Source organism: Variovorax sp. JS1663 (assembly GCF_002157355.1).
Taxonomy (GTDB): Bacteria; Pseudomonadota; Gammaproteobacteria; order Burkholderiales; family Burkholderiaceae_C; genus Variovorax.
The window spans coordinates 18,347-38,738 of sequence record NZ_LYMK01000028.1 but is presented as its reverse complement, the minus strand read 5'-3'; the positions used below and the strand labels follow the sequence as shown (position 1 = coordinate 38,738).

Genomic DNA, 20,392 nt, shown 5'->3' with positions numbered 1-20,392 from the left:
AAGGCGGGGTCGCGGGTTCATACTCGCGCTCCCGCTTGTGAGGAGCTGCGCCATGGCGACATCGAACGGCATCGGAGTCCTTGCTGCAGTCGTCGGAATGGCCGCGACGCTGCTTTTCGCGCAGCCGGCCCGCGCGACGGACATCGCCGGATCGGGATCGACCTTCGTCTACCCGGTGATGCTGCGATGGGCCGCCAGCTACTACGGCAAGACCCAGGTCAAGGTGAACTACCAGGCGATCGGGTCCGGCGGCGGCATCCAGCAGGTCAAGGCGGGGCAGGTCACCTTCGGGCGAACTGCTGGCGGACGTCTATCTCGGCAAGGTCGCGAACTGGAACGACCCTGCGATCGCGGCCCTGAATCCCGACCTCAAGCTGCCGAACCTCAAGATCACCGCCATCCACCGGCTGGAACCCTCCGGCACGACCTTCAACTTCGTCAACTACCTCTCCAAGGTCAGCGAGGCGTGGAAGGCCAAGGTCGGCGAGGGATCGATGGTCAAGTGGCCGGGCGGCACCGGCGCCAGCGGCAACGACGGCATCGCGCGGTACGTCAACTACGTGAAGGGTTCGATCGGATACGTGGAGCTGTCCTATGCCATCGAGCACAAGATGGCCGTCGCCCAACTGCGCAACAGGAGCGGCGCCTTCGTCGCGCCGTCGCCGGAGAGCTTCGAAGCCGCGGCCGCCAATGCGACCTGGGCCGCGGCGGACTTCTACCAGCTCCTGACCGACGCGCCGGGAGAGCAGTCGTGGCCGATCACCGCCACCACCTTCGCGCTGGTGCCGCGACAGGCGAAGGACCCGGCGCGCACGGCCGAGGCGCTGCGCTTCTTCAAGTATTCCCTGGAGCAGGGCAAGCAGGATGCGAGAAGGCTCAACTACGTGCCGCTGCCGGAGCCGCTGACGCAGCGCATCCAGGCCTATTGGGACAGCGGCGCGAAGTAGCCCCGCAAGGGCTTCAGCGCTGCGGCGGCGAACGGTCGGCCGGCAGCACGATGGTGGCGCGGCCGTCGCCGGAGGTGACGGCATCCGAGCCGCTGGAAGGCGGCGTGGCGCCCGCCGGTGCCACGATCGTGGCGCGCCCGTCGGCAGAAGGGCGGAGCACCTCGGCCGGCGGGCCGCCGCGGGCCCGGTCCAGCGCGTTGCCCGCGGCACGGATGCAGGCATCGCGCGCGGGCGCGGCCAGGTTGCTGCTGTTGCAGGCCGCGATCTCGCGCTCGTAACGCTGTTGCGCGGGATCGGTGGCTGGCTGGGCCCCGGCGACCGAAGCCGCCAGCCCGGCGCCGACGAGGAAAAGATGTCGCTTCATGGCTTGCACTCCATGGCAGTCAGGCTGAAGGATCGCATGGCCCCTGGCGGACTGCTGTGCGAGCGCGCTGCCAGCCGGGGTAGGCCGAGGGCCCGCCCCATGCGGCCTCAGTTCGGCGCCGGCTCGCCGCGGTGCAGCGGCGGCGGCCCTTCCGGCGCATCGGCCGGATCGGGCTGGCGGCCGCGGATGCGCGCCACCATGCGATGCAGCCAGTGCTCGATGTCGTCCACGTAGGTGAACACGGCCGGCACCACCAGCAGGCTCAGCACGGTGGAGGTGATCAGCCCGCCGATCACTGCCATCGCCATCGGCGCGCGGAAGCTGGAGTCGGCCGCGCTCAGCCCGAAGGCGATCGGCGCCATGCCGGCGCCCATGGCCAGGGTGGTCATGATGATGGGCCGCGCGCGCTTGTGGCAGGCGTCGCGCAGGGCCTCCCATCGGGTCATGCCCGCGACGGCTGGCCGGCCGTCGCTTCCGTCGTGCCCGCGGCGCGCGACGATCGCGTACTCCACCAAGAGGATGGAGTTCTTGGTCGCCACCCCCATCAGCATGATGAAGCCGATCATCGAGGGCATGGACAGCGCCTGCTGCCCCAGCAGCAACCCGATGAAGGCGCCCCCCAGCGCCAGCGGCAGCGCGCACAGGATGGTGACCGGGTGCAGGAAGTCCTTGAACAGCAGCACCAGCACGATGTAGATGCACAGCACGCCGGTCAGCATCGCCAGGCCGAAGCTGGCGAAGAGCTCGCCCATCATCTCGGCATCGCCCACCTCGGCCACGCGCACGCCGGGCGGCAGGTTGCGCACCGAGGGCAGGGCCTCCACCGCCTTCTTCGCATCGCCCAGGCCGACGCCGGACAGCTCGATCTCGAAGTTGACGTTGCGCGAGCGGTCGTAGCGGTCGATCACCGCCGGGCCGCCCTCCATGGTGAGCGTGGCGACCTGGCTCAGCATGACCGGGCCGCGCGCGCCGGGCACGGTCAGGCGCTCCAGCAGGGGCAGGTCGGCGCGCGCCGAGTCCTGCAGCTTGACCACGATCGGCACCTGGCGCTGCGCCAGGTTGAGCTTGGGCAGCGCCTGGTCGTAGTCGCCCATGGTGGCCACGCGCAGGGTCTCGGCGATGGCCGAGCTGGTCACGCCCAGGTCGGCGGCGCGCGCGAAATTGGGCCGCACCGCGATCTCCGGCCGGATCAGGCTGGCAGTGGAGGTGATGTTGCCGAGGCCCGGGACGGTGCGCAGGTCCTTCTCCACCGCGCGGGCGGCGGCGGTGAGGGTGGCCGGCTCCTCGCCGGTCAACACCAGGATGTACTTCTCGCCCGAGCCGCCCAGGCCGACGGTGGTGCGCACGCCGGGCAGGGTCTCCAGCGCCTTGCGGATGTTGTTCTCGATGCCCTGCTTGCGCGGCCGGTCGCCGCGCGGCGCGAGCTGGATCGTGAGCGTGGCCTTGCGGGTCTCGGGTGTGCCGAAGCTGGCGAACGGGTCGCCGCCCGCGCTGCCGCCGCCGACCGTGGTGTAGACGCTCTTCACGTGCTCGACGCCCATCACGCGCCGGCGCGTCTCCTCGGCCGTGGCCAGGGTCTGTGCCAGCGTGGCGCCCGGCGGCAGCGACAGGTAGACCTGCGTCTGCGAGTTGTCGTCGGGCGGGATGAAGCCGGTCTTGAGCAGCGGGATCAGCGCGATCGAGCCGAAGAAGAAGAGGGTGGCCAGCACCATGGTCGTGAAGCGGTGCCGCAGGCTGCGCTCGGCCAGGCGCATGTACCAGGTGAGCCAGCGCGGCTCCTTCTCGGCGCCGACGATCGGCTTGAGCATGTACGCCGCCATCATCGGCGTGAGCATCCGCGCCACCACCAGCGAGGCGAAGACCGCCAGCGACGCGGTCCAGCCGAACTGCTTGAAGAACTTGCCGGCCACGCCGCTCATGAAGGCGGTGGGCAGGAACACGGCGATCAGGGTGAAGGTGGTGGCGATCACGGCCAGGCCGATCTCGTCGGCCGCCTCCATCGCGGCCTGGTAGGGCGTCTTGCCCATGCGCAGGTGGCGCACGATGTTCTCCACCTCCACGATCGCGTCGTCGACCAGGATCCCGATCACCAGCGAGAGCGCGAGCAGCGTGACGACGTTGATCGAGAAGCCCAGGTAGTGCATGCCGATGAAGGCCGGGATGGCCGACATCGGCAGCGCGACCGCCGAGACGAAGGTGGCGCGCCAGTCGCGCAGGAACAGCCACACCACCAGCACCGCCAGGAAGGCGCCCTCGTAGAGCAGGTGCAGCGAGCCGTCGTATTCCTCCTGCACCGGAGCGACGAAGTTGAAGGCCTCGGTGAGCTGGATGTCAGGGTGCTGGGCGCGCAGTTCGGTCAAGGCCTTCTGCACGGCCGCGCCGACCTCCACCTCGCTGGCGCCGCGGCTGCGTGCGACCTCGAAGCCGACCACCGTCTTGCCGTCCAGCAGCGCGGCGGCGCGCGGCTCGGCGATGGTGTCGGACACGCGCGCGACCTGGTCCAGGCGGATGCTGCGGCCGTCCGACAGCGGGATCTGCATGTCGTGCAGCTCTTCGGCCGAGCGCACGGTGGCGAGGGTGCGCACCGGCTGCTCGCTGCCGCCCAGGTCGGTGCGGCCGCCGGCGCTCTCGGTCTGCACCTGGCGCAGCTGGCGCGAGATGTCGGCCGCGGTGGCGCCCAGCGCCTGCAGCCTGGCCGGGTCGAGGTCGACGTGGACCTGGCGCGTCACGCCGCCCACCCGGTTGACCGCGCCCACGCCGCTGATGGCGAGCAGCTTCTTGGTCACGGTGTCGTCGACGAACCAGGACAGGCCCTCCGCGTCCATGCGCGAGGAGGCAATCGTGAAGGCCAGCACCGGCTGCGCCGCGAAGTCCAGCTTGTTGATCACCGGGTCGCGCACGTCGGCCGGCAGGTCGGCGCGCACGCGCTGCACGGCGGAGCGCACGTCGTCCACCGCCTCCTGCACCGGCTTCTCGAGCCGGAACTCGACGATCATCGTCGCCGCGCCGTCCTGCACCTTGCTCGTGATGTGCTTGAGGCCCTGCACGGTGGCGATCGAGTTCTCGATCTTGCGCGCCACGTCGTTCTCCAGCTGCGAGGGCGAGGCGCCCGGCAGCGCGACCGAGACGGTCACCGTGGGCAGGTCGATGTCGGGAAAGTTCTGCACCTTCATCGCGTTGAAGGACAGGAAGCCCGCGAAGGTGAGCAGCACGAACAGCATCACCGACGGGATCGGGTTGCGGATGGACCAGGCCGAGACGTTCATGGCGAGGGTGTCTTCCGCTTACTTGGCGGCGAGGTCGCCGGTGCCGGGCGCGCCGGCGGCGCCCTTGGCCGGGGCAGCCGGTGCGTCGACCACGCGCACCAGGTCGCCGTCGTTGAGGAAGCCCGCGCCCTGGACCACCACGCGCGCATCGTCCGGGAGCTTGCTGGTGATCTCGACGCGGTCGCCGACGCGGCGGCCGGTCTCGACCTTGAGCTGCGCCACGCGGTTGTCGGGCTGCAGCAGCAACAGGTGGTTGAAGCCGTCGCGCGGCACCACCGCGGCCTGCGGCACCGTGATGGCGCCGGTGCGGCCGAGCTGGAACTCGCCGCGCGCGAACATGCCGGCCTTGATGCCGGTGTTCTGCAGCACGAGCGACGCTGGGCCGCCCCGAGGCGCGAGCGCCCCCTTGGGGGGCAGCGACGACGCGTCGGCGCGAAGCGTGGGGGCCACATCCAGGATGTCGACGTAGACCAGTGCGGCGCGCGTCTGCGGATCGACGGTGGGCGCGATGCTGCGCACCTGGCCTTTTACCTGCGCGCCGCTGGCACTGGTGATGATGGCCGGCGTGCCGACGGCGACGCGGCCGAGCTCGGCCGAGGTCACCTCGGCACGCCATTCGAGCCGGCCCTGGCGGATCAGCCGGAACAGCTCGGTGCCGGCACTGAGCACGCTCCCCACGGTCGCGGTGCGCGAGGAGATCACGCCGTCGTCCGGCGCCAGCACCTGGGTGTTGCGGCCGCGCACCTGCTGCGCGGCGAGCACGGCCTCGGCCGCCTCGACGCGTGCCTTGGCGGTCTGCTCGCTGGTCTGGTACTGGTTGATCTGCTGCTGGCTCAGAGCGCCCGTCTGCTGCAGCGTGCGGGCCCGCGCGGCATTGGCGGCGGCATCGGCCGCGGTGGCCCGGGCCTCGGCCAGCGAGGCGCGCGCCTGGGCCATGTCGGCCTGCACCGTCTCGGCCGAGAAGGTGGCCAGCACCTGGCCCTTCTTCACCACGTCGCCCACGTTCACGCGCACTTCGGCCAGGCGCAGGCCGTTGGATTCGGAGCCGATGCTCGCCTCCTGCCAGGCCGCGACGTTGCCGTTGGCCGCGAGGGCGACGGTGAGCTCGCTGGTCTCCGGCCGGGCCACGGTCACGGTCAGTGCGGGACGCGGCTGCGCGGCGGCATCCTTGGCCTTGGGGGCGCCCTTGTCCGCGGGCTTGCCGCCCATGAACATGAAGGCCGCGGCCGCGATCAGCAGCACGACCACGGCGGCGACGATGAGGAGGGTGGAACGCTTCATTCTTGTCATGGTTGTCGGTTCGTTCATGGCGCGAGCGAGGAGGTCGTCGTCGCGCCGTCCGCGCCGGGCCTCGACCAGCCGCCGCCAGTGGAGCGGTACAGCGCGACCCAGGCCTCGGCCCGCTCGCGCTGCAGCGACACGCGGGCGGTCTGGGCGGCGAACAGGGTGCGGCGCGAGTCCTCCAGCTCGAACAGGCTGGCCAGGCCGGTCTGGTAGCGCGCCTGGGTGGCATCGAAGGAGGCCTGGTAGTTCTGCACGGCCGCATCGGCATCGCCGGTGCGGGCTTCGGTGGCCTGCAGGTTGATCAGCGCCTCCTCGACCTCGCGCACCGCCTGGCGCACGTTGCCGCGGTAGGCCGCGACCGCCTCGTCGTAGCGCGCCCGCGCGGCGTCCACGTTGGCGGCCAGCGTGCCGCCGTCGAAGATCGGCACCGACAGCGCCACCGGGCCGATGCTCCAGGTGTCGACCGTGTCGCGGAAGCCGCTGGTGCGGAACTGCAGCCGGCCGATCGAGCCCTGCAGCGTGAGCTTGGGAAAGCGCTGCGCCAATGCGGAACCCGCTTCCGCGCTGGCGGCGGCCACGCCCAGCTCCGAGGCGTAGACATCGGGGCGCTGCGCCAGCACTTCGGCCGGCACGCTGCCGATCGCGTGGACGGCGGGCAGGGCGCGGTCCACCGGCGCGGCGTCCAGCCGGGCCTGCAGCGCGGCTGCTTCGAGGCCGCTGAGCGCGATCAGCGACTGCCGCAGCAGGGCGCATTGCGCGCGCTGCTGGGTGAGCCGGGCCGAAGCGTCGGAAGCGCCGGCCCGGGCCAGCGCGGCATCGGCCGGTGCGGTGAAGCCGGCGCGCGCCGAGAGCTCGTTCAGGCGCGCAGTCTCCGCGCGCGAGCGCGTGTCGGCCTCGGCCACCGCGAGCTGGCGCCGGCAGGCGCGCTCGCCGAAATAGGCATTGGCCGTTTCGGCCGCGACCGAGACGCGCGCTTCGTGCCACTTGGCATCGGCACCGCGCAGGCGGGCCTGGCTGGCATCGCGCGTGGCGCGCAGGCCGCCGAAGAGATCGATCTCCCAGCTCGACTGCAGGCCGGCCTGGATGGTGGTGATGGGCGGGATCTCGGTGATCGACGATCCGGAGCCGCTGGTGCCGCTGGTGCCGCTGGAGCCGCTGGAGCCGCTGGTGCCACCCAGGCTTCCGCCGAAGCCGCTGGTCGGCGAGTTGCTCCGCGTGGCCGAGACATTGGCGCCGAGGTTGGGCGCCAGCGCCGCGCCGGCCGCCACGCGCGATGCGCGCGCCTCGGCGATGCGTGCAGCCGCGCTGGCCACGTTGGGGCTGGCGGCCTGCGCCGCCTCCACCAGCTCGACTAGCAGGGGGTCGTCGAGCTGGCGCCACCACTGGGTCAGTTCGGACAGAGACCCGCCGTGGGGCAGGGGGGTGGTCCATTGGGCAGGCGCCGGTGCCGCGACCTTCTCGGGCGGACGCGGCAGCGTGCAGGCCGCAAGCACGAAGGGAAGCGCGAGGCACAGCGCGGAAAGCCGGGAGTTCCTCATGAGAAGTCGAGTCCGCAAGAGAGGGCAGGGCCGGCGGTCGGATCAACCGCGCCGCCCGGGCCGGAAGGCAGCCGGTGGGCTGGCAAACCGCGGAGCATAACAAGGCCGCATGGCCTCGGGGGCCATGCTCCGAATACTCGTAGGGTTCGGCATGCTAGAGCGTCGCGGGTGCGCGATTGATGAGGATCGCAGCCGCCATTGATGCACAGGCTACGATTGGCCGATGTCAGCCGCCACCGCGCATTCGCCTGCTCTGCCGCTCGACGCCGAAGGCATCCTGGCCCTCGCCGCGCGCTCGATGTTCCACCTGTTCTCCAGCATGAGCCAGGGCATGTTCCTGGTCGACCGCAGCGGCCGCATCGTCTGGGTGAACGAGGGTTACCGCCGCTTCCTGCCGGCGCTGGGCTTCTCCTCCATCGACCAGTTCCTCGGCCACCAGGTGGAGGACGTGATCCCCAACACGCTCATGCACCGGGTGCTGGAGACCGGCGAGCCGGTGCTGATCGACCTGCTGACCAACAAGGCCGGCACCTTCGTGGTCAGCCGCATCCCGCTGCGCGAGGAGCGCGAGGGCGGCGCGGTGGGCGAGGTGATCGGCGCCATCGGCATCGTGCTCTTCGACCATCCGGAGACCACGCTGCAGCCGCTGATCAGCAAGTTCGCCCTGCTGCAGCGCGACCTGGACGATGCGCGCCGCGAGCTGGCTAGCCAGCGCAACAACCCGATCTGGCAGCAGTCGGCCGAGGGCCAGCGGCGCTCCAAGTACACCTTCGCGAGTTTCATCGGCTCCAGCACGGCGGCAGTGGAGGTCAAGCGCCATGCGCGGCGCGCGGCGCAGTCCTCCAGCCCGGTGCTGCTGCTGGGCGAGACCGGCACCGGCAAGGAACTGCTGGCGCATGCGATCCATGCCGCCTCCGCACGCGCGCGCCATGCCTTCGTCAGCGTGAACATCGCAGCCGTGCCCGACACGCTGCTGGAGGCCGAGTTCTTCGGCGTCGCGCCCGGCGCCTACACCGGCGCCGACCGCAAGGCGCGCGAAGGCAAGTTCAAGCTGGCCGACGGCGGCACGCTCTTCCTCGACGAGATCGGCGACATGCCGCTGCCGCTGCAGGCCAAACTGCTGCGCGCGCTGCAGGAGGGCGAGATCGAGCCGCTGGGTTCCAACAAGCTGGTGCCCTTCGATGCGCGCGTGATCGCCGCCACCTCGCGCGACCTGCCGTCGCTGGTGCGCGAGGGCCGCTTTCGCGAGGACCTGTATTACCGCCTGAACGTGCTGCCGGTGCGCGTGCCGCCGCTGCGCGAGCGGCGTGCCGACATCCCGGCGCTGGTCGAAGCACTGGGCGAGGACATGGCCTTGCGGAGCGGTGAGGCCCCGCCCGAGCTGATGCCCGACGCACTGGCGCTGCTGGCCGCGCAGCACTGGCGCGGCAACATCCGCGAGCTGCGCAACGTGCTGGAGCAGGTGACCATGCGCAGCGACTCGCAGCGCATCGATGCGGCGCAGCTGGAGCGCATCCTGCGCGAGACCGGGCAGGAGAAGATCGCCGCGCCCGACCCGCTGCAGCCCGCGCCGGGGGCGGCGGCCGACGACAAGGCCCTGCTGCTGCGCCCGCTGGCCGAGCAGGTCGCGGAACTGGAGCGCAGGGCCATCGCCGCCGCGATGGCGGCCACCGGTGGCAACAAGCTGGCGGCCTCGCGGCTCTTGAAGATCTCGCGGGCGACGCTGTATGAACGTCTGGAAAACCCTGACTGACAACTGCGCAATTGTCTGAATTTAAGGCGAATTCGTGTCTTCTTTTTAGCCAAATGCGCTTCGACTCGCTTGCGGGAAACACCGCGGAACCGGCTTCGCCGGGCCCCTGGTGTTGCCCCCGGTGAGGGAGGTGGCGGACCACACGAAGTGGGGGAGCCTGGGGGAGAGCCAAGATGGCACGAACTGTGCAATATTCAGTCATCCACTCACAGGAGACCTAGAAATGCACCGTCGCCATCTCGTCGCCGTCGCGGCGATCGCCGCCCTGGCCGCGCCCGCCTGGGCCCAGTCCAACGAGATCCGCATCGCCCACATCTACAGCAAGACCGGCCCGTTGGAGGCCTACGGCAAGCAGACGCAGACCGGCTTCCTGATGGGCCTGAACTACGCCACCGGCGGCACCATGGCCGTCAACGGCAAGAAGCTGGTGGTGATCGAGAAGGACGACCAGGGCAAGCCCGACCTCGGCAAGTCGCTGCTGGCCGCGGCCTATGCCGATGACAAGGCCGCGCTCGCGGTCGGCCCCACGTCGTCGGGCGTGGCACTGGCCATGCTGCCGGTGGCCGAGGAGTACAAGAAGATCCTGCTGGTGGAGCCCGCGGTGGCCGATTCCATCACCGGCGACAAGTGGAACAAGTACATCTTCCGCACCGGCCGCAACTCCAGCCAGGACGCGATCAGCAACGCGGTCGCGCTGGACAAGCCGGGCGTCAGCATCGCCACGCTCGCCCAGGACTACGCCTTCGGCCGCGATGGCGTGAAGGCCTTCAAGGACGCGGTGAAGAAGGCGAAGATCGTCCATGAGGAATACCTGCCGCAGAACACCACCGACTTCACCGCCGGTGCGCAGCGCCTGATCGACAAGCTCAAGGACCTGCCGGGCCGCAAGGTGATCTGGATCGTCTGGGCTGGCGCGGGCAACCCGTTCAAGATCGCCGACCTGGACCTCAAGCGCTACGGCATCGAGATCGCCACCGGCGGCAACATCCTGCCGGCGATGGCCAGCTACAAGCAGTTCCCGGGCATGGAGGGCGCGACCTACTACTACTTCGGCATCCCGAAGAACCCGGTGAACGAGGCGCTGGTCGCGGCCCACTACAAGGAATTCAAGACGCCGCCGGACTTCTTCACCGCCGGCGGCTTTACGGCCGCGATGGCGGTGGTGACGGCGCTCAAGAAGACGGGCGGCGACACCAACACCAACAAGCTCATCTCCACCATGGAAGGCATGAGCTTCGACACGCCCAAGGGCACCATGACCTTCCGCAAGGAAGACCACCAGGCGCTGCAGAGCATGTACCACTTCAAGATCAAGGCCGACCCGGCCTTCGCCTGGGGCGTGCCCGAGCTGGTGCACGAGATCAAGGCGTCCGAGATGGACATCCCGATCAAGAACAAGCGCTGATCCCCCGATGCTCGAAACGCGCGGGCTCACCGTCCGTTTCGGCGGCCATGTCGCGGTCAACGATGTCAGCTGCAGCTTCGCACCTGGCACGCTGACCGCGATCGTGGGTCCGAACGGCGCGGGCAAGACCACCTACTTCAACCTGATCTCCGGACAGCTCAAGGCGACGGCGGGCACGGTGTCGCTGGACGGGCAGCCGCTCGCGGGCCTGAGCGCTTCCGCGCGCACGCGTGCGGGCCTGGGCCGGGCTTTCCAGTTGACCAACCTGTTTCCCAACCTCACGGTGCTGGAGAACGTGCGCCTGGCGGTGCAGGCCACGCGCGAGGGGGCGCATCGGCGCGGCCTCAACCTGTGGAGCATCTGGAGCGATCACCGCGCGCTGACCGAGCGCGCCGACCGCATCCTGGCCGAGGTGGCGCTGAAGGCGAAGGAACATGCCACGGTGGCCAGCCTGCCGCACGGCGACCAGCGCAAGCTGGAGGTGGCGCTCCTGATGGCGCTGGAGCCCAAGGTCTTCATGTTCGACGAGCCTACGGCCGGCATGAACGCCGCAGAGGCGCCGGTGATCCTCGACCTGATCCGCGCGCTGAAGAAGGACCGCAGCAAGACCATCCTGCTGGTCGAGCACAAGATGGACGTGGTGCGCGAGTTGGCCGACCGCATCATCGTGCTGCACAACGGGCAGCTGGTGGCCGACGGCGAGCCGTCCGAGGTGATCGCCTCGCCGGTCGTCCAGGAGGCTTACCTCGGCGTCGCGAAGGAGAAAGCCTGATGGGCGGCGAGAACCTGCTGACGCTCGAGGGCGTCCACACCCACATCGGGGCCTATCACATCCTCCACGGTGTGGACCTCGCGGTGCCCCGGGGCCAGCTCACCATGCTGCTGGGCCGCAACGGCGCGGGCAAGACCACCACGCTGCGGACCGTCATGGGCCTGTGGCACGCGTCGCAGGGCCGGGTGCGCTTCGGCGACAAGGACATCACGGCCCTGCGCACCCCGCAGATCGCCGAACTGGGCATTGCCTACGTGCCCGAGAACATGGGCATCTTCTCCGACCTCACGGTGAAGGAGAACATGCTGCTGGCCGCACGCGGCGCCAAGCATGCCGAGCAGATGGACGAGACGCGCCTGAAGTGGATTTTCGGGCTCTTCCCCGCGGTCGAGAAGTTCTGGAACCACCCGGCCGGCAAGCTCTCCGGCGGGCAGAAGCAGATGCTGGCGGTATCGCGCGCCATCGTCGAGCCGCGCGAGCTGCTCATCGTGGACGAGCCCAGCAAGGGCCTGGCGCCCGCGATCATCAACAACATGATCGACGCCTTCGACCAGCTCAAGAAGAGTGGCGTGACGATCCTGCTGGTGGAGCAGAACATCCACTTCGCGCAGCGCCTGGGCGACACGGTGGCGGTGATGGACAACGGCCGCGTGGTGCACAGCGGCAGCATGGCCGCGTTCTCCGCGGACGAGAAACTGCAGCAGTCGCTGCTGGGGCTGGCCTTATGAAAAACGACTTCGACTGGAAGCCGCTGCTGCTGGTGCCGGTACTGGCGCTAGTGGCGCTGCCGCTGACCGGCTCCTTCTCCACCTGGCTCACGCTCACCGTGGCCGGGCTGGCCATGGGCATGATCATCTTCATCATCGCCTCCGGCCTGACACTGGTCTTCGGCCTGATGGACGTGCTCAACTTCGGCCACGGCGTCTTCATCGCGCTGGGCGCCTTCGTCGCCAGCACGGTGCTGGGCATGATGGGCGACTGGACCGGCTCGCAGTCCATCTGGCACAACCTGGTGGCCGTGTTCCCGGCCATGCTGGTGGCGATGCTCGTGGCCGGCGCGATCGGGCTGGCCTTCGAGCGCTTCATCGTGCGGCCGGTGTACGGCCAGCACCTGAAGCAGATCCTCATCACCATGGGCGGGATGATCATCGGCGAGGAGCTGATCAAGGTCATCTGGGGCCCCGGCCAGCTGCCGCTGCCGCTGCCCGAGGGCCTGCGCGGCTCGCTGCTGGTGGGGGATGCGGCGATCAGCAAGTACCGCCTGCTGGCGGTGGCGGTGGGCCTCTTCGTCTTCGGCCTGCTGGCCTGGACCCTGGGCCGCACCAAGATCGGCCTGCTGATTCGCGCCGGCGTGCAGGACCGCGAGATGGTCGAGTCGCTGGGCTACCGCATCGGGCAGCTCTTCGTCGGCGTGTTCGTGGTCGGCAGTGCGCTCGCGGGCCTGGGCGGCGTGATGTGGGGCCTGTTCCAGCAGAACCTGATCCCGCAGATGGGCGCGCAGGTCAACGTGCTGATCTTCATCGTGATCATCATCGGCGGCCTGGGCTCCACCACCGGTGCGCTGATCGGCGCGCTGCTGGTCGGGCTGATGACCAACTACACCGGCTTCCTGCTGCCGGTGGCCACGCAGTTCGCCAGCATCGCGCTGATGGTGGCGGTGCTGCTGTGGCGTCCGCAGGGCGTGTACCCCGTGGCGGGCAGCCGGTGAGGGAGGGCGCATGCTGAAACGACTCCTGTCCAACGACCTGCCGCGCAGCCGCGTGCTGGCGGTGCTGCTGGTCGGCCTGCTCGTCGCGCTGGCCTTCGCGCCCTTCATCTTCCCGGGCGTCAAGGCACTGAGCGTGGCGGCCAAGGTGCTGGTGTTCATCGTGCTGGTCGCGAGCTTCGACCTGCTGCTGGGCTACACCGGCATCGTGAGCTTCGCCCACACCATGTTCTTCGGCATCGGCGCCTACGGCATCGCGATCTCGGCGACGCGGCTGGGGCCGGGCTGGGGCGCGGTGCTGCTGGGCCTGGGCGCGGCGCTCGTGGTCTCGCTGCTGCTGTCGCTGGCCATCGGGCTGTTCTCGCTGCGGGTGCGCGCGATCTTCTTCGCGATGATCACGCTGGCCGTGGCGGCGGCCTTCCAGACGCTGGCCTCGCAGCTCTCGGACTTCACCGGCGGCGAGGACGGGCTGACCTTCAAGCTGCCGGAGCTGATCTCGCCGAGCTTCGAGTTCGCGGAGGAGCCTTTCCTCGGCGTTTCGCTCGACGGCCGGCTGCTGTGCTACTACCTCCTCTTCGTGGCCGCGGTGTTGCTGGTGCTGGCGCTGCTGCGCATCGTCAACTCGCCCTTCGGCCGCGTGCTGCAGGCCATCCGCGAGAACGAGTTCCGCGCCGAGGCCATCGGCTACCGGGTGGTGGTCTACCGCACCACGGCCTCGGTGCTGTCGGCGCTGTTCGCGACGCTGGCGGGTGCGATGCTGGCGATCTGGCTGCGCTACAACGGCCCGGACACCTCGCTGTCCTTCGAGATCATGATCGACGTGCTGCTGATCGTGGTGATCGGCGGCATGGGCACCATCTACGGCGCCGCCATCGGCGCCGCGCTCTTCGTGGTGGCACAGAGCTACCTGCAGGACCTGCTGCGCCTGGGCAACGAGGCCGTGAGCGGCGTGCCAATGCTGGCGGCGCTGCTGTCGCCGGATCGCTGGCTGCTGTGGCTGGGGCTGCTGTTCGTGCTCTCCGTCTACTACTTCCCGACCGGCATCGTCGGCCGTTTGCGCGCGAGGGCTCAAAGATGAACGCACCGACCTCGAACTATCTGCAGATCGCCGGCCGCGAGATCCACTGGATGGACTGGGGCGAGCCTGGCAGCCCCGTGGTCATCGCCTGGCATGGCCTGGCGCGCACCTGCCGCGACATGGACGAACTGGCGGCGCATTTCGCCGAACGCGGCTTTCGTGTGATCTGCCCCGACACCCTCGGCCGCGGCCTGAGCCAGTGGAGCCCGGTGCCGGACGAGGAATACCAGTTGAGCTTCTACGCGCGCCTTGCGGCCGGCCTGTGCGATGCGCTCGGGCTCGAGCGCGTGCACTGGGTGGGCACTTCCATGGGCGGCGCCATCGGCATGGTCTGCGCGGGCGGCCTGGTGGAACCGCGCATGAAGGCGCGCATCGCCAGCCTGGTGCTCAACGACAACGCGCCGCGCATCGCGGATGCGGCGGTAGAGCGCATCCGTTCCTATGCCGGCAGCCCGCCGGCCTTCGACACCGTGGTGGAGCTGGAGGCATTTTTCCGCACCGTCTACCAACCCTACGGCTGGCTCAGCGACGCGCAATGGCGGCGGCTGACCGAGACCTCCACCCGGCGCCTGCCCGACGGGCGCGTGACGCCGCACTACGACCCGGCCATGGTGCGCCAGTTCATCGTGCATCCGGAAGACTATGTGCTGTGGCCGCACTACGACGCCATCGAGGTGCCGCTCCTGTGCCTGCGCGGCGTGAACTCCGACCTGGTGCTGCCCGAGACCCTCGCCGAGATGCGCGGGCGCGGCCCCGGCGCGGCCGGGCGGCTGCAGATCATCGAGGTGCCGGGCTGCGGCCATGCGCCGGCGCTGAACGTGCCGGCGCACCTGGCGCCGATCGAGGCCTTTGTGCGCGCCGCCGGCACGTAGCCGCAGAGCCCGCCACAATCCGTCGCCGGATCAACCCGGAGACATTCTTCATGGCGCTTTCCTTCTACGACATCTCGGTCCCCGTGTTCCTGCGCGGACTGGGCCAGCTTTCCCATGTGCTCGACAAGGGCCTGGTCCATGCCGAGGCGACCGGCCTCGACCCGGCCGAACTGGTCCAGGCGCGGCTCGCGCCCGACATGCTCACGCTCGCGGGCCAGGTGCAGCGCGCCAGCGACGCCTCCAAGCTGGGCGCGGCACGCGTGGCCGGCATCACGGCACCCAGCTTCGAGGACAACGAGGCGCGCTACGAGGAGCTGCATGCGCGCATCGCGAAGACGGTGGACTTCCTGAAGACGATCGATCGCGCGCAGGTCGATGGCGCCGAGCATCGTCCTGTCATGCTCAAGGTGCGCGACACCCAGATCGAGTTCACCGCCGAGCGCTACCTGCTTCAGTTCGCGCTGCCCAACTTCTTCTTCCACGTGACCACCGCCTACGACGTGCTGCGGCACCGCGGCGTGCCGGTGGGCAAGCTGGACTACCTCGGGCGGTTCTGAGCCTCGTCGCGCGTGGGCCAGCCCGACAGGTGGCGTTCGGCCAGCGCGCACAGGGCGTCGATCCAGGCCGGGCTGTCGTTGAGGCAGGGGATGTAGCGGAATTCCTTGCCGCCGGACTGGAGGAAGGCATCGCGGCCTTCCATCGCGATCTCCTCCAGCGTCTCCAGGCAATCCGCCGGAAAGCCCGGGCACAGCACGTCCACGCGTGCCAGGCCGGCCCTGCCCAGCGCGCGCAGCGTGGGCTCGGTGTAGGGCTCGAGCCATTTCGCGCGGCCGAAGCGGGACTGGAAGCTCACCTGGTACTGCGCGTCCTCCAGTCCCAGCCGCGCGGCCAGCAGGCGTGCGGTCGACAGGCATTGCGCCTGGTACGGATCGCCCAGTCGGATGTTGCGCTCGGGAATGCCGTGGAAGCTCAGCAGCAGCCGATCGGGCCTGCCCTCGCGTTTCCAGTGGGCCTCGACGCTGCGGGCCAGCGCCTCGATGTAAAGCAGGTCGTCGTGGTAGTCGTTGACGAAGCGGAATTCCGGCACGCGGCGCTGCCGCGCGCTCCAGGCATTGACCGCATCGATCACGCTGGCGGTGGTGGTGCCCGAGTACTGCGGGTAGGCCTGCAGCACCAGGATGCGGGTCGCGCCTTCGGCCTGCAGCGCATCGAGCTGCGCTGCGATCGCGGGTTGGCCGTAGCGCATCGCCTCGCGCACGGTCACGCGGTGGCCGCGCTCGCCCAGCCAGCCGGCCAGCAGCTTTGCCTGCTTCTGCGTCCAGACCTTGAGGGGAGAACCGTCGGGCGTCCAGATGCTGGCGTACTTCGCGGCCGACTTCGCCGGCCGCGTGCGCAGGATGATGCCGTACAGGATCGGCGCCCACACGGCCTTGGGGATCTCGACCACGCGCGCGTCGCCGAGGAACTCCGCGAGATAGGGCCGCACGGCGGCGGCGGTCGGTTCGTCGGGGGTGCCGAGGTTGCACCACAGCACGGCAACGCGCTCCCGGTCGTTCGCGGCGGCAGGAGCGGGGGAAACAGAAGGCATGCGCTATTCTCGGCCATGGCCCCCGCGACCCCCGACACCCCGGCGCTCGACGTGAAGCGCATCGCCGCGATCTCGCTTGACCTCGACGACACCCTCTGGCCCATCTGGCCCACCATCGAGCGCGCCGAGCGCGTGCTGCACGAGTGGCTGGTGCGCGAGGCACCGAAGACCGCAGACCTGCTGATCAGCCCCGGCGTGCTGCGCGAGCTGCGCGAAGCCACGGCCAAGGAACGCTCCGACCTCGCGCACGACCTGAGCGCGCTGCGCCGCGAGTCCATCCGCACCGCGCTGCGGCGCGCGGGCGAGGACCCGGCGCTGGCCGATCCGGCCTTCGAGGTCTTCTTCGCCGAGCGCCAGCGGGTCACGCTCTACGACGACGCGCTGCCGGCGCTCAAATGGCTGAGCGAACGCTATCCGCTGGTGGCCGTCTCCAACGGCAATGCCAGCGTGGAACACACCGGCGTGGGGCGTTGGTTCCGCGCGGCCTTCAGCGCGCGCGAGTTCGGCAGCGGCAAGCCGCACCCGGCCATCTTCCGCGCCGCCGCGGCCTCGGTCGGCCTGCTGCCCAAAGACGTGCTCCACGTGGGCGACGACGCGGCGCTGGACGTGGTGGGTGCGCTCGACGCTGGCATGCAGGCGGCCTGGCTGGTGCGCGACGAACGGCCCTGGGAGCACGGCGCGCGGCCGCAGCTGATCGTGCCGAACCTGCAGGCGTTGTGCATCGCGCTGGAGGCCGGCTGACGCCGCAGGCCGCCTAAGCCGGGCCGAGGCTGCCCGCGGCCTTGCCGCTGCGCAAGGCACCTTCGATCGTGGCGGGGTACGGGCCCTCCACGTAGTCGCCGCATGCGAGGAGCCCCGGGGCGATGCGCGCCGCCGGGCGCTCCAGACCCGGCGTGCAGGCGAAGGTGGCACGCTTCTCCACCACCGTCAGCAGTGGCGCGAGACCGGCCTGGCCCAGCTGCTCGCGCGCCTGCGCCAGCACCTGCTGCTCCAGCGTCCCGCGTTCCTCGCTGCTGGCGCTGACCACGAAGGCCAGCAGGCCGGCCGGGCCGCCGAGCTGGCCGCGGTCGAAGACGAACTGGGCTGGCGCGGCGGCCGACGTCCGCATCGCCAGCAGCGGGGCCGGCAGCGCCGTGCCGCCGGTGGTGTAGACGGTGGCGATGGCCTCGTGCTGCAGCGCCTGCGCGAGCTGGGCCCAGCCCGTGGTCTCGAGCAGCCCGGCCGCGGCGGCCAGGCGCGCGGCTTCCCAGGGCGGGCACGCGAGGACCACGCGGTCGAAGCGCTGGCCATCGACCAGCCAGCCCGCGGCACTGCGCGACAGCGCCTGCACTCGCACGCCCATCGCCACCTGCGCGCCGTGCTGCGCGAGCCAGCGGCCCGCCGCGTCGGGCAGCAGGGCACCCAGGTCCACGCGTGGCAGCAACAGATCGGCGCCGCCGCGTTCGGTGAAGAGGGCGTCGTGCAGCACGCGCAGGAAGACCTGACCGCTGGCACGGGCTACCGGCGTGTTGAGGGCCGAGACGCACAGCGGCTCGACGAGCTCGCGCCGCACGCGCGGCGTCAGGGCGGCGCAGAGCCGCTCGACCGAGGCCTGCGGGTCGCAGCGGAAGCCCGTGGCGCGCCAGCGCAGCGCGATGGCCACCAGCGCGGCCTTGTCGCGCAGCGACCAGCCGCGCGCGCCGAGGATGCCGGCCAGCAGGTCCAGCGGCGGCGGCCAGCCCGCCGGCACCTGGAGGCCGCCGCCGTCGGCGAAGCGCAGCTGCAGCGGCATCCGGTGCAGCACCGCGTCCGGGTCGATGCCCAGCTCGCGCATCAGGCCCAGCGTGGCGCTGTAGGCGCCGATCAGGATGTGCTGGCCGTTGTCGAGCAGGACGGGCGCGCCGTCGGGCAGGCGCGCAGGCAGGGCACGGGCGCGGCCGCCGAGGGTGCGCGCGGCCTCGAACACCCTCACCGCGTGGCCTGCGCGCCGGGCTTCGATCGCACAGGCCAGGCCGGCCCAGCCTGCGCCGATGACGGCGATTTCTTTTTTCACAACCTGCCGAGGGCTTGAACGCGCCACGCCAGCCAGAGCTTGCGCAGCGGCGTCAGGCTCACGCGCTGGTTCAGCACCTGGAAGTTGTCGCGCTCGATCTCGCGCAGCAGCGTGCGGTAGATGCTGGCCATCATCAGGCCCGGCTTCTGCGCGCGCCGGTCGGCCGCGGGCAGCAGGGCCAGGGCTTCGTCGTAGGCCGCGTGGGCGCGCTGCGCCTGGAACTTCATGAGCGTGACGAAGCGCTCGGAATGCACGCGGTTGAGGATCTCGTGCGCCTTGACGTCGTACTGCTGCAGCTCGTTGACCGGCAGGTAGATGCGCCCGCGCAGCGCGTCCTCGCCGACGTCGCGGATGATGTTGGTGAGCTGCAGCGCCAGGCCCAGCTTGTGCGCATAGGTGGTGGTCTGCGGATCGGTCTGGCCGAAGATGCGCGCAGCACCTTCGCCCACCACGCCAGCCACCAGGTGGCAGTAATGCTTCAGGCCGGCGAAGTCGAGGTAGCGGGTCTGCTCCAGGTCCATCTGGCAGCCCTCGATCACTTCCTGAAGCTGGCGGGCCTCGATGCCGTAGGTGCCGGTGTGCGGCATCAGCGCCTGCATCACCGGATGCTGCGGCCGGCCGGCGAAGGCCTGTGCGACCTCGTTGCGCCACCAGGCGAGCTTGGTGGCGGCGACGCCGGGGTCGCTGACCTCGTCGACCACGTCGTCGACCTCGCGGCAGAAGGCATAGAAGGCCGTGATCGCGGCGCGGCGCGGCCTGGGCAGGAAGAGGAAGGCGTAGTAGAAGCTGCTGCCCGAGGCGGCAGCCTTGTCCTGGACGTACTGCTCGGGGGTCATCGTGGAGAACTCGTCATCGCGGGCGATTGTCTCCGCATCCACAGGGTCCGCCAGGCCAGCAGCGGCGCGTCGGCCTTGCCGATGGTGGGGCGGCGCGACCAGCTGTCGAAGCCCAGCGCCTCGATCTTGTCGAGGATGCGCAGGCCGCCCTGCACCACGAAGCGCAGCTCCCAGCCGGCCCGGCCGGGCAGGTGGTGCACGAGCGGGGCGCCTTCGTTCATCAGCGCGCGCGCCCAGGCCACCTGGCCCGCGACCAGCGCGAGGGCGGCGGCCGGCGGCGCGGCGGGTGCCAGCGGCCTGAAGTCTCGGAGCGCCTGGGCCGTCAGGCCGTGCGACGCCAGGTCGGCCGCCGGCAGGTAGAAGCGGCCGCGCGGCAGGTCCAGGCCCAGGTCCTGCCAGAAATTGATGAGCTGAAGCGCGCTGCAGATGGCGTCGCTCTGCGCGAGCGCGCGCGCGTCGTCGACGCCGTAGAGGTGCAGCAGCAGCCGTCCGACCGGGTTGGCCGAGCGGCGGCAGTAGTCCAGCAGCTCGGCGCGGTCGGCATAGCCCGCGGCATCGCGCGTCTTCTCGATGTCCTGCAGGAAGGCGGACAACAGGTCGGCCAGCAGCGACTCGGGCAGGGCGAAGTCGCGCATGGCCTGTGCGAGCGGGCCGAAGACCTCCGGCCAGCGTGCTGGAGATGGCGCGCCGCGCGCCGCGGCTGCGAGCGCGGCGCGAAAGGCACGCAGGTCTTCGAGGCGTTGTGCGGCAGGGGCATCGCCCTCGTCGGCAATGTCGTCGGCCGTGCGCGCGAAGGCATAGATCGCCGCGATGGGCGGCCGCAGCCGCGGCGGGCACAGCCAGGATGCGACCGGAAAGTTCTCGTAATGGGTGGGCGCCGCCGCAGTGGCGGGAGAAGACGTGGAAGGCACGCGCCGGATTGTCGTGCACGCGGCAGTACGATCATTGCGCC

17 protein-coding genes and 1 pseudogene are annotated in these 20,392 nt (G+C 70.4%); 10 read left to right on the top strand and 8 right to left on the bottom strand.

From position 1 onward, the window contains the following. Window positions 1-52: 52 nt before the first annotated feature. Window positions 53-947: pseudogene (gene pstS / locus A8M77_RS22085) on the top strand (phosphate ABC transporter substrate-binding protein PstS). A gap of 13 nt (window positions 948-960) precedes the next feature. Here the strand turns inward: pstS and A8M77_RS22080 are convergent. The 4 genes from A8M77_RS22080 to A8M77_RS22065 form a co-directional block, all read right to left on the bottom strand. After that, window positions 961-1,311: a hypothetical protein gene (locus A8M77_RS22080; RefSeq protein WP_086923656.1), complete on the bottom strand. Its 351-nt coding sequence runs from the start codon at window positions 1,309-1,311 to the stop codon at window positions 961-963. Between the two features lie 107 nt (window positions 1,312-1,418). Then, window positions 1,419-4,577, bottom strand: a complete 3,159-nt coding sequence (locus tag A8M77_RS22075) for an efflux RND transporter permease subunit (RefSeq protein WP_086923655.1) — start codon at window positions 4,575-4,577, stop codon at window positions 1,419-1,421. A gap of 18 nt (window positions 4,578-4,595) precedes the next feature. Beyond that, window positions 4,596-5,867 carry an efflux RND transporter periplasmic adaptor subunit gene (locus A8M77_RS22070; protein WP_086923654.1) on the bottom strand — a complete coding sequence of 424 codons (1,272 nt, stop codon included), beginning with the start codon at window positions 5,865-5,867 and terminating at the stop codon, window positions 4,596-4,598. Window positions 5,868-5,881: 14 nt separating this feature from the next. After that, window positions 5,882-7,399 (bottom strand): efflux transporter outer membrane subunit, encoded by a 1,518-nt coding sequence (locus tag A8M77_RS22065; protein WP_086923653.1) that lies wholly within the window; start codon window positions 7,397-7,399, stop codon window positions 5,882-5,884. Between the two features lie 223 nt (window positions 7,400-7,622). On the opposite strand from A8M77_RS22065, the gene A8M77_RS22060 reads away from it, so the two are divergent. The 8 genes from A8M77_RS22060 to A8M77_RS22025 all read left to right on the top strand — a co-directional run bounded on the left by A8M77_RS22060 (window position 7,623) and on the right by A8M77_RS22025 (window position 15,541). Beyond that, a complete protein-coding gene (locus tag A8M77_RS22060; RefSeq protein ID WP_086923652.1) occupies window positions 7,623-9,152 on the top strand; it encodes a sigma-54 interaction domain-containing protein in 1,530 nt (509 codons plus the stop codon). Window positions 9,153-9,375: 223 nt separating this feature from the next. Continuing rightward, window positions 9,376-10,557 (top strand): substrate-binding domain-containing protein, encoded by a 1,182-nt coding sequence (locus tag A8M77_RS22055; RefSeq protein ID WP_086923651.1) that lies wholly within the window; start codon window positions 9,376-9,378, stop codon window positions 10,555-10,557. Between the two features lie 7 nt (window positions 10,558-10,564). Continuing rightward, window positions 10,565-11,329, top strand: coding sequence for an ABC transporter ATP-binding protein (locus A8M77_RS22050; RefSeq protein ID WP_086923650.1), 765 nt, complete (start codon window positions 10,565-10,567; stop codon window positions 11,327-11,329). Further along, window positions 11,329-12,057 (top strand): ABC transporter ATP-binding protein, encoded by a 729-nt coding sequence (locus A8M77_RS22045; protein WP_086923649.1) that lies wholly within the window; start codon window positions 11,329-11,331, stop codon window positions 12,055-12,057. Before A8M77_RS22050 ends, A8M77_RS22045 begins: the two co-directional genes overlap by 1 nt. Continuing rightward, on the top strand, window positions 12,054-13,037 hold the full coding sequence (locus A8M77_RS22040; RefSeq protein ID WP_086923648.1) for a branched-chain amino acid ABC transporter permease: 984 nt from the start codon (window positions 12,054-12,056) through the stop codon (window positions 13,035-13,037). Before A8M77_RS22045 ends, A8M77_RS22040 begins: the two co-directional genes overlap by 4 nt. 10 nt (window positions 13,038-13,047) lie before the next feature. Continuing rightward, entirely contained in the window at window positions 13,048-14,112 is a 1,065-nt protein-coding gene (locus tag A8M77_RS22035; protein WP_086923647.1) for a branched-chain amino acid ABC transporter permease, read from the top strand. Next, window positions 14,109-14,984 carry an alpha/beta fold hydrolase gene (locus A8M77_RS22030; RefSeq protein ID WP_086923646.1) on the top strand — a complete coding sequence of 292 codons (876 nt, stop codon included), beginning with the start codon at window positions 14,109-14,111 and terminating at the stop codon, window positions 14,982-14,984. Before A8M77_RS22035 ends, A8M77_RS22030 begins: the two co-directional genes overlap by 4 nt. A 50-nt stretch (window positions 14,985-15,034) precedes the next feature. Further along, window positions 15,035-15,541 (top strand): DUF1993 domain-containing protein, encoded by a 507-nt coding sequence (locus A8M77_RS22025; RefSeq protein ID WP_086923645.1) that lies wholly within the window; start codon window positions 15,035-15,037, stop codon window positions 15,539-15,541. Here the strand turns inward: A8M77_RS22025 and hemH are convergent. After that, complete coding sequence (gene hemH / locus A8M77_RS22020) at window positions 15,523-16,572, bottom strand: ferrochelatase (RefSeq protein WP_086923644.1); 1,050 nt, start codon at window positions 16,570-16,572, stop codon at window positions 15,523-15,525. The two genes, A8M77_RS22025 and hemH, sit on opposite strands and share 19 nt — an antisense overlap. Before the next feature lie 15 nt (window positions 16,573-16,587). Here hemH and A8M77_RS22015 point away from each other — a divergent pair, with 15 nt between their 5' ends. Then, the gene (locus A8M77_RS22015) at window positions 16,588-17,313 is read left to right on the top strand and encodes an HAD family hydrolase (RefSeq protein ID WP_086923643.1); all 726 of its coding nucleotides are present in this window, start codon (window positions 16,588-16,590) and stop codon (window positions 17,311-17,313) included. Between the two features lie 13 nt (window positions 17,314-17,326). Here the strand turns inward: A8M77_RS22015 and hpnE are convergent, their stop codons facing one another. Genes hpnE through hpnC form a run of 3 tightly spaced genes read right to left on the bottom strand, consistent with a single transcriptional unit; the run spans window position 17,327 to window position 20,351 of the window. After that, window positions 17,327-18,604, bottom strand: a complete 1,278-nt coding sequence (gene hpnE / locus A8M77_RS22010) for a hydroxysqualene dehydroxylase HpnE (protein WP_238136920.1) — start codon at window positions 18,602-18,604, stop codon at window positions 17,327-17,329. Continuing rightward, complete coding sequence (gene hpnD, locus A8M77_RS22005; protein ID WP_086923642.1) at window positions 18,601-19,440, bottom strand: presqualene diphosphate synthase HpnD; 840 nt, start codon at window positions 19,438-19,440, stop codon at window positions 18,601-18,603. Before hpnD ends, hpnE begins: the two co-directional genes overlap by 4 nt. Beyond that, window positions 19,437-20,351 (bottom strand): squalene synthase HpnC, encoded by a 915-nt coding sequence (hpnC, locus tag A8M77_RS22000; protein WP_443272093.1) that lies wholly within the window; start codon window positions 20,349-20,351, stop codon window positions 19,437-19,439. The genes hpnD and hpnC overlap by 4 nt, the downstream gene beginning before the upstream one ends. Between the last annotated feature and the right edge of the window lie 41 nt (window positions 20,352-20,392).

Bases quoted from the DNA above. Each gene is read 5' to 3' on its own strand.
- A8M77_RS22080 (WP_086923656.1), bottom strand. From the start codon at position 1,311: ATGAAGCGACATCTTTTCCTCGTCGGCGCCGGGCTGGCGGCTTCGGTC.
- A8M77_RS22075 (WP_086923655.1), bottom strand. From the start codon at position 4,577: ATGAACGTCTCGGCCTGGTCCATCCGCAACCCGATCCCGTCGGTGATG.
- A8M77_RS22070 (WP_086923654.1), bottom strand. From the start codon at position 5,867: ATGACAAGAATGAAGCGTTCCACCCTCCTCATCGTCGCCGCCGTGGTC.
- A8M77_RS22065 (WP_086923653.1), bottom strand. From the start codon at position 7,399: ATGAGGAACTCCCGGCTTTCCGCGCTGTGCCTCGCGCTTCCCTTCGTG.
- A8M77_RS22060 (WP_086923652.1), top strand. From the start codon at position 7,623: ATGTCAGCCGCCACCGCGCATTCGCCTGCTCTGCCGCTCGACGCCGAA.
- A8M77_RS22055 (WP_086923651.1), top strand. From the start codon at position 9,376: ATGCACCGTCGCCATCTCGTCGCCGTCGCGGCGATCGCCGCCCTGGCC.
- A8M77_RS22050 (WP_086923650.1), top strand. From the start codon at position 10,565: ATGCTCGAAACGCGCGGGCTCACCGTCCGTTTCGGCGGCCATGTCGCG.
- A8M77_RS22045 (WP_086923649.1), top strand. From the start codon at position 11,329: ATGGGCGGCGAGAACCTGCTGACGCTCGAGGGCGTCCACACCCACATC.
- A8M77_RS22040 (WP_086923648.1), top strand. From the start codon at position 12,054: ATGAAAAACGACTTCGACTGGAAGCCGCTGCTGCTGGTGCCGGTACTG.
- A8M77_RS22035 (WP_086923647.1), top strand. From the start codon at position 13,048: ATGCTGAAACGACTCCTGTCCAACGACCTGCCGCGCAGCCGCGTGCTG.
- A8M77_RS22030 (WP_086923646.1), top strand. From the start codon at position 14,109: ATGAACGCACCGACCTCGAACTATCTGCAGATCGCCGGCCGCGAGATC.
- A8M77_RS22025 (WP_086923645.1), top strand. From the start codon at position 15,035: ATGGCGCTTTCCTTCTACGACATCTCGGTCCCCGTGTTCCTGCGCGGA.
- hemH (WP_086923644.1), bottom strand. From the start codon at position 16,572: ATGCCTTCTGTTTCCCCCGCTCCTGCCGCCGCGAACGACCGGGAGCGC.
- A8M77_RS22015 (WP_086923643.1), top strand. From the start codon at position 16,588: ATGGCCCCCGCGACCCCCGACACCCCGGCGCTCGACGTGAAGCGCATC.
- hpnD (WP_086923642.1), bottom strand. From the start codon at position 19,440: ATGACCCCCGAGCAGTACGTCCAGGACAAGGCTGCCGCCTCGGGCAGC.